Here is a 9,086-nt window from a genome sequence, read left to right on the forward strand (position 1 = left end):
GGCTCACCAGGCCGCGATGCGCGCGAAGGAATGGTCGAAGGCCGCGAAAAACGAGCCGTGCGGAAAACTTGCATCAGGAAGCCCTCGTCGACGGGTTTCCACACAGCCTCGGCCCACAGCCGACATTGCTGACAACCGCGACGAAGGTCCGGAATGAGCCCGTTTCCGCCATTGAGGCCCGAGCGCATCCATTCACACTCGGGCCACGCGGTTTGCTTACGTGCGTCTGAGATTGTCGAAGTCCTGCCGAAGCGGGGCGGTGTCATAGATGATCGTCAGTTTCTCGAACCGATCTCGCGCGTCGTTCAGTTCAAACACATCAACACATTCAAACGACACCAGCTTACCGTCAGCCAAGGTCCATTCGTATCGGAAGTGAAGGGCAACCGATTTCGACATTTCAGACGTGTCGAACACATTCAGTAACGAGGTTTCTGATCTGTTCGTATCTTTGAAAAGATCGGCATAGAACTCAAAGGCATCTAGCACCCCATAGAGCGGGGATACAACCTTCGCGTTGTCGCTGAAGAGGGCGCGCACATCCGCGAGATTTCCCTCGTTCAGGGCTTTTAGATAGTCGATGCAAAGCTGTTTGGTCGTCATTTTAGCTCCATTGAAAGAGCCGCGACCGGGGATGTCCGAAGAAGCAAACCGCCCAATCACGGCGGTTTGGATCAGCAACACTATCCACCGCCTCAGGAGCGGCGGTAATAGGTGCCTTGAGCAAGCTGGATGTGCTGACTGATCATGAAGGCCTGATATTGCTGGCGGCGCGAGAAGGCAATGCGTATTCGACCAAATGGTCGCTTTGTCCGCATTGCCGACCTTGGCACGCCAAACCATGCCGCATGAGGCACCGATGGCCGGTTTGGGGAAGCTGCGCCGCGGCAAAGCCGAACCTAGCGAAGGTCGGGATTGGGCCGTTCGCGACGGGTCCGTAGGTCTGGGCGGAGAGCAGTCGTTCACAGCGAGGCCGAAGGCACCCCTTCCGGTGTCAGGACGCGGACATACAGTCGGGAACACAGGCCCGCTCCTCGCTGAAGGTCAGGACGGGCGGAAGCGCGGGATCGAGCACAGAAAAGACTGCGCCCGGTGGCGGAAGTTATGGCGAAGTTGTGCCTGGAAATCGCGCGCCAGTATCTATGCCCTTGTTCGAATTTGTCGGCCCCAAGGATGCGGGGTGGTAGATCGCGAAAAGGCCATCTATCGTCAGCACTCTCGGGCCTTCCATTTGTTCGCATTTTGTTCTACTGTTTGGTATGGAACAGTCGATCTACTATGACGTGCAACAAGACATTGAACTTGGTGCATGTATGGCAAAAAAATTTTTTGAAGAGCGCGGCGATCAATCAGTCGTTAAGGCCCGTATTATCCAAAAATACTTTGTAGCGTGGGCAAACATCGTAGTTGGAACTGCGAAGAGGTGGGGTGAGGGAAAAATCGCCTATATCGACCTCTACGCTGGACCAGGGCGATACAAAGATGGCGCTGCTTCGACGCCCTTGATGGTGCTGGAGAAAGCAATTGAAAACGAGCGCATTCGAGACGCCCTAGTTGCACTGTTTAACGATGTTGATGAAAACAACTCTAACACTCTCAAGCAGGAAATAGCCAAGTTACCTGGTATCGAAACTCTCAAATACCCGCCTGTCGTGAATTGCAACGAGGTCGGGAAGGACGCTGAAGAGTATTTCTCGGAAACTCAAATCATTCCCGCTTTCACTTTCTTCGATCCCTTCGGCTACAAGGGCTTGTCATTACGCTTGGTCAATGGGGTGATCAAGGATTGGGGTTGCGACTGCGTCTTCTTTTTTAACTACAACCGCATCAACGCGGGTATCTCCAACCCGTCTGTTAAATCTCACATGGATGCATTGTTTGGGGAGGAGCGCGCTAGGGTCAGGACCCATTGATTTCAGCAGAAGGGCATGATTCACCGCACGAAAACAGAGCGGTGACATGTCTGATCTATTCTGGCTGAGCGATGCGCAGATGGCGCGTCTGGAGCCCTACTTTCCGAAGTCCCATGGTAAGCCGCGCGTCGATGATCGGCGCGTCCTGAGCGGTATTATCTTCATCAATCGTAATGGGTTGCGATGGCGAGATGCGCCGAAGGAGTATGGCCCCCACAAGACGCTCTATAACCGTTGGAAGCGTTGGAGCGACAAAGGCATCTTCGCGAAGATGATGGCCGGACTGGCTGCCGGGCATGGCGAGAAGAAGACCGTGATGATTGACGCCACTTACCTGAAGGCCCACCGCACGGCGTCCAGTCTGGGCGTCAAAAAGGGGGGCGCGGCCGCCTGATCGGACGGACCAAGGGCGGGATGAACACGAAACTGCATGCCATCTGCGACAGCCAGGGACGCCCTCTCAACCTGTTCGTAACGGCAGGACAGGTCAGCGATTACATCGGTGCCCGGGCGCTTTGCGACAGTCTTCCGGATGTCGACTGGCTGCTCGGGGATCGCGGTTACGACGCCGACTGGTTCCGCGAAGCGTTGAAAGACAAGGGGATACGCGCCTGCATCCCGGGCCGTAAGCAGCGGAAGACACCGGTGAAGTATGACAAGCGCCGCTATAAACGCCGCAACCGGATCGAGATTATGTTCGGCAGACTCAAGGACTGGCGGCGGGTAGCCACGCGATACGATAGGTGCCCGAAGGTCTTCCTCTCGGCCATCGCTCTCGCCGCCACGGTCATCTACTGGCTATGAGTCCTGAGCCTAGATGCATTATCGGCGCGACCGTTCAGCCGGGAAGCCCGTCGATCCTTTCGATGGCGACCAGGTCGTTGTCCCAGGTCGCGCGACTGGAACAGCAGATATGCGCGTTGGGTCGTATGTCGATCCGGCTGTCAAGCGACCCCGCTGGCACGACAAGCAAACCAATCTCCGGTTGAGAAACAGGCAGCGCGGCCCCGCAGTCGGAGCAAAAGCCCTTAACATGGCGTGAACCGGCGAGCCGGAACGTCTTGATGTTTTCCTCACCTGACATCCATTTAATTTTGGCCGTGGACGAAAACAGGTTTGCCGAATGGGCCGAACCGCTGCCCTTGCGGCAGCGGGCGCAGTGGCACAGGAAAAAGCTCTCGAATTCTCCCGATATGCGGAATTTCACAGCGCCGCACAGGCATTGTCCTATGGCCTGATTGTCGTCCATTCACACTCCTCTCGAGAGACAAGCCCCTGTCGCCAGTCGAATGCATTTTCATTTCCTCCTTGTATCCGCGTGTTGGATCACGGTCAAAAAGGGGCTCGAAGCGGGCTTGCGGCGTCGCGGCGCGGCTGGGCGCTCTCAGTGAGCAAAGATCGTCGCTCTCAGCCCTGAGTTGGACATTGAAGCTGGCGGGTCTGCGCAAATGCTGCTTGATCGAACCCGCCATTCGCGCATCGTGCAGCCGTCGTTCACGTCTTGTAGACGAATGATGCTTCGCCAAGAGATGGTGCTCACTTTAGTCGTTGCGGTGGTTGGTCTCGTCGCGATCACGTTCATATCTTTTCATGTCCGGAAATTCCGGTAGCCAGGCTTCGCGACGAACGACCCAATTCTCATAGGTTGGTTTCAATTGGTCGGGCGCATCGAGGCAACCGAGATGCAGTTCGACCTCATCGCCACTTCGCGCGAAAACGGACGATCCGCAGCGTGGACAAAAATTCCTCCCGGCATAGTCACGCGTGTCGCCGTCGATGTTCACCGCGTCTTCAGGGAAAACGGCGGCCGCGTAGAATAGGGCGCCATGATGTTTGCGACAGTCGAGGCAGTGACATATGCCGACCCGATAGGGGCGGCCCGAAGCCACAATTCGAACATCGCCGCACATACAACCGCCCGTGAAACGCTTCATAATCGTGTTTCCCTTCGATCAAACCTGTGAAAATTCAGCCGCGCGCTGCAGCATCGCCGGTCTCGCCGGCAACATGAACAGCCAGTTTGCCAAGCGTTTGAGCGCCAAATTCGACAGCCCCGAACCCGATAACCGCTGCGCGGCGTTCTGGCGTCGGATGCATCTGGCGCAAGGTGACAACGGTTTTCCCATTATCCTGCGTGTCGAAGGTGACGAGAAGCCGGAAGCGGTCGGGGTCATCATCGATATCCTGACCATGATCGGCCTCGATCAGGCTTGGTGCCTCGACCCGCAGAAAATCCATACGGTTCGAGAACCGCGTGCCGTCCGGAGCAATCATGTCGAACCGCCAAACGCCACCTGCCCGGATGTCGGCCTCATGGGACTCGATCTGGAAGCCCTCAGGCCCGAACCAATGCACGATTTGTGCTGGATCGGTCCACGCTTCGAAGGCGGTCTCACGTTCAGCGTCGACGACACGAGCGATGACAATTTCCTTTTCCAAAGGCCACTCGGCCCATGCAGAGACGATTTCGGCGGCTCCATCAGTCACTGGATTTCTCCTCCTTTATTTTCTCGAGGTGGGTCTCAAAGCGATCCAAGCGGCTCTCCCATTGCTTGCGGTGGGAGGCCATCCAATCTTCCGCAGCCTTCAAAGCCAACGGGTTCAAAGTGCAGACACGGCTTCGCCCCTGTCGTTGCGACATGATAAGGCCGGCGTTTTCCAGAACCCCGAGATGCTGTGTGAAGGACGGCAGCGCCATGTCGAAAGGCTGGGCCAGTTGTGAGACGGTGGCCGACCCTTCGCTAAGCTTCTGAACGACTGCCCGCCGCGTCGGATCGGACAATGCGATGAAGACCTGTTCTATGGAGCGCTTTGAGTTAGGCATGCGCCTAAGCATGTGGCCGTAATAAAGTTAGGTCAACACCTAACTTTGAGAAACCTGCTGGGGTGTAGCCGATTTCGGCGCCACGCACAGCAACGGGAATGCTCAGCTCAGTGCGGCTTGGCGGGTCCACAGAGATCAGAAGTTCAGGCAGGGAAGAAAACGTTGGCCTTCGGCCCATTGCGGCCCTTGATCCCAAGGCGCACCGCTGCGGCGCAGCGTCACCGAACCGGTCCTCCGCCCCTTGCGCAGCAAACCGGTTCCGGCAGAGGTCCACATTGCGGACAAAGCCGCCGCGTCTTGGCTTTGGTCTTGTCCAGATGCCGCGTTACCATGCCGAGGCGGCTCTGACCGCCCGCGAGTTCGTCGAGGTTCTGACCGATTTTCCGCCGTCACTCTCGCCGGTTTCCATCCTTTATCCTGACAACCGGCAGCTCTCCCCCGCCTGTGGATGTTTCGAGATTGGTTGGTGGCAGTGTTCTGAAGGCGCAGGACCCGGGCGGAGCGGCACCGCTGTCAGGGCGGCAGACCGGACCCGCACATGGCCGCGAAGATCGTCTGCAGGTGCCTGCGCATGGCATCCGCGGCGGCGTCGGCCGCGCCCCGTTGAATGCACGCGACCAACTCCTCATGCTGTAGGCTGTGACGTTCGGTGAATTCGGCGACACCGAGTTTTCGGTAAGTGACTTCCCATTCGCGCTGCCAGGCGGCATGGCGGCGCGCGCCCGCGAGATAGTCGAGTAGGCCAAGCAGGATGGGATTGCCTGTTACCTCTGCGATACCACGATGAAAGGCGGCATCGAGCCGTTCGCAGTCGGCCCGGGTTGCGGCACGGCGGCCCCGGTTGACCAGATCGGAAAGATAGGCGATCTCGGCAGGGGTCGCGAGCGCAGCGGCCTCGGCGGCGACGGAGGGCTCGAGGGTCAGGCGCGCCTGCATCAGCTGAAGCGGTGAAGCGCCTTGCACTAGAATGGTCTCGCGCACAGGGTGGCCCCGCGGGCGGGGGCCAAGGAACGTGCCTTGCCCGACATGCCGCCAGAGATCGCCAGCGAGCTCCAGCTCGGCCAAGGCATTGCGCAGCGTCTCACGGCTGCACCCCAACCGACGCGCCAGATCCCGCTCCGGCGGCAGCTGTCCGCCCGGCGCGATGGCGGCCGCCGCGCAATAGTCGCGCAGCGCTTCCACAACCTTTCGAGTTCGCTTCGTGGTCATTTGCACCCCGATACAGACCAATTTGCAGACCAATCCGGCATCATGCAACAGCGGCGCGGTTTGAAGGAGAACGAACATGCTGACAGGTATAATACTCGTGCTGGCCGGCTTGGGCGCCGGTGCGCTCAATGCAATCGCGGGTGGTGGCACCTTTCTGACGTTTCCCGCACTCGTCTGGGCCGGTGTTCCGCCCATCATGGCGAATGCGACCGCGACCTTTGCCGCCCTTCCGGGCTATGTGGGCAGCGCCTGGGCCTATCGCACAGATATCGAGCGCGGCGGGAAGCCTCCTCTCGCCCATCTTTTCGGCACGGCGATCGTCGGGGGGCTCGCTGGCGCTAGTCTGCTGCTGGTCACGCCGGAAGAGCTGTTCTCGGGCGTGGTGCCCTGGCTCTTGTTGATGGCGACCTTGGCCTTTGCCACCGGACCGTCCTTCGTTCGGTATCTCGCGAAGTCCGGGCGCGAGACGCCCAGCCCCACCGCACTTGCTCTTGTGTTCGTGGTCTCGGTCTATGGCGGCTATTTCAACGGTGGCCTCGGCATCATGCTGCTCGCGGCTTTCGGCGTCATCGGCATGACCGACCTGCACCGGATGAATGGGTTGAAGAACTTGATGTCCGTGATCCTGTCGGTGGTCTCGGTCGCGACATATGCCATTGCGGGCCTGATCGACTGGGGCAACTTGCTGATCGTCGGCCTGTCCTGCGCCATGGGCGGATACATCGGCGCGGTTCTGGCGCGGCGGGTTAGGAACACGGCCGTGCTGCGTCTGTTCATTATCGCAATCGGCTTGATCATGACCGTTGCCTTCTTTATGCGCCCCGCAGGTTGATCTTTCGTCAAACCGGTGAAACTTTCGGCGACAGCTGATGTTGAGGCGTCGCGTTGCACATTTTGAAATCACTTGGCCCGGCTGTGGCCCGTGTTCCAACCAAGGAGGCGCTGCGCGCGGGGCTTGGCGCGCTGATCGGATTGGCGCTAACCGGATTGTTCCTGTTGTCGCCGACCGTCGATCTGGACCTCGGTCTTTATCTCGTCGCGCCCTTTGGGGCGTCCTCGGTTCTGCTCTTCGCCGTTCCGAACAGCCCCTTGGCGCAGCCCTGGTCGGCGATCGTGGGCAATACCGTCGCGGCCTTTGTCGGGGTTGCGGTTTGCCTTTTTGTGACGGACCCCGCCTTGCGCATCGCGCTCGCCGTCGGGCTTGCCATCACCGCAACCATCCTGTGCCGCGCAGTCCATCCGCCCGCTGGTGCCGTCGCCATGACCGCGGCCATGTCCCCGGACGCCATCGCGCATCTGGGGTTTTGGTTCGCCCTGACGCCAATTGCGTTCGGAACCATCGCACTGGTTCTGCTGGCAACCCTCTATGCGCGGCTGACGGGACGCCACTATCCCTTCCGGCAATTCGAGGATCCCAATATTCATGGAACCGCAGATCGCAATCCGATCGAGCGACTTGGGCTTTCGGAAGAGGAGCTGACGGGGATTCTCGAACGCTATCGTCAGTCGTTCAACCTCGGCGTCGAAGACCTGGCCCGACTGATCGGGGCCGCCGAACTGCAGGCGGCGGCGCATTCGTCGGGCCCGTTGACTGCGCAAGACATCATGTCGCGCAATCTCGTCACCGTCACGTCGAACGCCCCATTGGGCGAGATCGCGGATCTGTTCCGGCAGCATCACTTCACATCGCTTCCGGTCGTTGGTGTGGATCAAACCTTTCTGGGCGTGATCTTCCAGATGCATCTCATCAGCCAGGCCCGCGACGATGCCCTGCGCCTTGATCGCGGCTTTCGGGCAGCGTTCCGCAGGTTGTTGGATCGGGACCGGGAAAGACCGATGACCGCCGCTGATATCATGAGTGTCGCCAGCCCCCGCGCCACCGGCGACACCCCGATCGGGGCTTTGCTGCCGATGATGGCCGAGGGAGATACAGATGCCGTTCCGGTCCTTGAATACGGCAAGATCGTCGGCATCGTCACCCGGACCGACCTCGTAGCGGCGCTGTCCCGGAGCGCGGCGCGCGCCGGCTCCGCCTGACCGGGGTGCCTGGAACCTGGATGGGGCTCAGACCACGTCTCTCACGGTCTGCATCCCTTTCTCGGTCACGATGAGATCGAGCGGGATGTCATGAGGTTGCGGGAAGATGGTCTGAAGGCGCGCCTCTTGAAACCCGACACCGGCGACAAAGGGTTTCGGTTCCAGCGCCGCTAAAGTTCGGTCGAAATAGCCCCCGCCATATCCGAGGCGATAGCCTTCTGTGGTCCAGCCGAGGAGCGGCGCAAGTGCGATGTCGGGTGTGGCGAGCCGCGCGTCCGGGGGCGGGACAGGAATGTTCCAGTCGCCGCACACCATGCGGCTTTCGGGCGTCCAGCGGCGAAAGGTGAGCCGGAGCCGCCTTGGTTTCGACCAGTGGCAGGGCGACGGTTATACCGGCCTTGTGACGCTCCGCCATCAGCGGGCGCAGGTCGGGTTCACCCTTGATCGGCCAGTAGGCGGAAAAGACCTTGCCCGGTGCCCCGCCGAAGCGGTCTTTCAACACCTTTTGCAGATGCCCGGCCAGCGCCTCGCCGATCTCCTTGCGCTCTGCAACCGACAAGGCCAGACGCGCAGCGCACAGGCGGGCGCGTTCGGCCTTGCGCCAACGGGCCACGTCGCGGGCCTGTTCGGGATCGACGGCCAGCGGATCGAAATAGCCCGGGGCGACCTCGGAGGCAGGTCAATGCCGCCTCGGGTCCGACCAATTAGACGACCACGCACCTTTTTTGGCGGCCATGCGGGTCACCGTTCGGTGGGCCTTTAGGTCTGTCGCGTCGATCATCACGGCCTTATCTCCGCCGTGTTCCGACACCAGCGCGGACATCATTCGCGCGAAGATGCCCTTTTCGCTCCAACGCTTCCATCGGCTCTAGAGCGTTTTGTGAGGGCCATTAGCAGCAGGAGCGTCGCACCAGCGCAAGCCATTGCGGTTGATGAAGATAATCCCGCTCAGCACCCGCTTGTCGTCAATTGGGCACTAGCACATCGTGCGGTCATAAGCTTCATCGTCCAAACGGTGGAACATCTGACCGGCAAAGAGGAATCGCCCGTTGTCGCCAATGCCCTCAAGTAGATACTCGATGGCAACCTAACGATGGTGGTCA

11 protein-coding genes and 1 pseudogene are annotated in these 9,086 nt (G+C 59.9%); 4 read left to right on the forward strand and 8 right to left on the reverse strand.

Features of this window, described 5'->3' with window-relative positions; all coding sequences use genetic code 11:
- Positions 1–216 precede the first annotated feature (216 nt).
- On the reverse strand, positions 217–684 hold the full coding sequence (locus BMI87_RS21480; RefSeq protein WP_210402516.1) for a nuclear transport factor 2 family protein: 468 nt from the start codon (positions 682–684) through the stop codon (positions 217–219).
- Positions 685–1,259: 575 nt separating this feature from the next.
- On the opposite strand from BMI87_RS21480, the gene tcmP reads away from it, so the two are divergent.
- Positions 1,260–1,913 (forward strand): three-Cys-motif partner protein TcmP, encoded by a 654-nt coding sequence (gene tcmP, locus BMI87_RS21485; RefSeq protein ID WP_210402517.1) that lies wholly within the window; start codon positions 1,260–1,262, stop codon positions 1,911–1,913.
- A gap of 46 nt (positions 1,914–1,959) precedes the next feature.
- Positions 1,960–2,717, forward strand: a protein-coding gene (locus tag BMI87_RS21490; protein WP_134330913.1) for an IS5 family transposase whose coding sequence is annotated in 2 segments (ribosomal slippage) — positions 1,960–2,281 and positions 2,281–2,717 — 759 coding nt in all. Because the reading frame shifts where the segments join, the coding sequence is not laid out codon by codon here.
- Between the two features lie 34 nt (positions 2,718–2,751).
- On the opposite strand, the gene BMI87_RS21495 is transcribed toward BMI87_RS21490, so the two are convergent.
- The 5 genes from BMI87_RS21495 to BMI87_RS21515 form a co-directional block, all read right to left on the reverse strand.
- Entirely contained in the window at positions 2,752–3,162 is a 411-nt protein-coding gene (locus BMI87_RS21495) for a GFA family protein (RefSeq protein WP_078523501.1), read from the reverse strand.
- A gap of 292 nt (positions 3,163–3,454) precedes the next feature.
- Positions 3,455–3,847, reverse strand: a complete 393-nt coding sequence (locus tag BMI87_RS21500) for a GFA family protein (RefSeq protein ID WP_078523502.1) — start codon at positions 3,845–3,847, stop codon at positions 3,455–3,457.
- Positions 3,848–3,881: 34 nt separating this feature from the next.
- Positions 3,882–4,400, reverse strand: coding sequence for an SRPBCC family protein (locus BMI87_RS21505; RefSeq protein ID WP_078523503.1), 519 nt, complete (start codon positions 4,398–4,400; stop codon positions 3,882–3,884).
- On the reverse strand, positions 4,393–4,737 hold the full coding sequence (locus tag BMI87_RS21510) for a helix-turn-helix transcriptional regulator (RefSeq protein WP_078523504.1): 345 nt from the start codon (positions 4,735–4,737) through the stop codon (positions 4,393–4,395). The genes BMI87_RS21505 and BMI87_RS21510 overlap by 8 nt, the downstream gene beginning before the upstream one ends.
- A 513-nt stretch (positions 4,738–5,250) precedes the next feature.
- Entirely contained in the window at positions 5,251–5,946 is a 696-nt protein-coding gene (locus BMI87_RS21515) for a FadR/GntR family transcriptional regulator (protein ID WP_078523507.1), read from the reverse strand.
- 76 nt (positions 5,947–6,022) lie between these two features.
- Here BMI87_RS21515 and BMI87_RS21520 point away from each other — a divergent pair, with 76 nt between their 5' ends.
- Both BMI87_RS21520 and BMI87_RS21525 read left to right on the forward strand, forming a co-directional pair.
- Complete coding sequence (locus BMI87_RS21520; protein ID WP_078523505.1) at positions 6,023–6,778, forward strand: sulfite exporter TauE/SafE family protein; 756 nt, start codon at positions 6,023–6,025, stop codon at positions 6,776–6,778.
- Between the two features lie 53 nt (positions 6,779–6,831).
- Positions 6,832–7,983 (forward strand): HPP family protein, encoded by a 1,152-nt coding sequence (locus BMI87_RS21525; protein WP_078523506.1) that lies wholly within the window; start codon positions 6,832–6,834, stop codon positions 7,981–7,983.
- 27 nt (positions 7,984–8,010) lie between these two features.
- Here the strand turns inward: BMI87_RS21525 and BMI87_RS22880 are convergent, their stop codons facing one another.
- Both BMI87_RS22880 and BMI87_RS21535 read right to left on the reverse strand, forming a co-directional pair.
- Positions 8,011–8,298, reverse strand: a complete 288-nt coding sequence (locus BMI87_RS22880; protein WP_246831742.1) for a 5-formyltetrahydrofolate cyclo-ligase — start codon at positions 8,296–8,298, stop codon at positions 8,011–8,013.
- A 363-nt stretch (positions 8,299–8,661) separates the two neighbouring features.
- A pseudogene (locus tag BMI87_RS21535) lies at positions 8,662–8,953 on the reverse strand (transposase); the annotation flags it as partial.
- Positions 8,954–9,086 lie beyond the last annotated feature (133 nt).

The organism is Thioclava sp. F28-4, from assembly GCF_002020045.1.
Classification (GTDB): domain Bacteria; phylum Pseudomonadota; class Alphaproteobacteria; order Rhodobacterales; family Rhodobacteraceae; genus Thioclava; species Thioclava sediminum.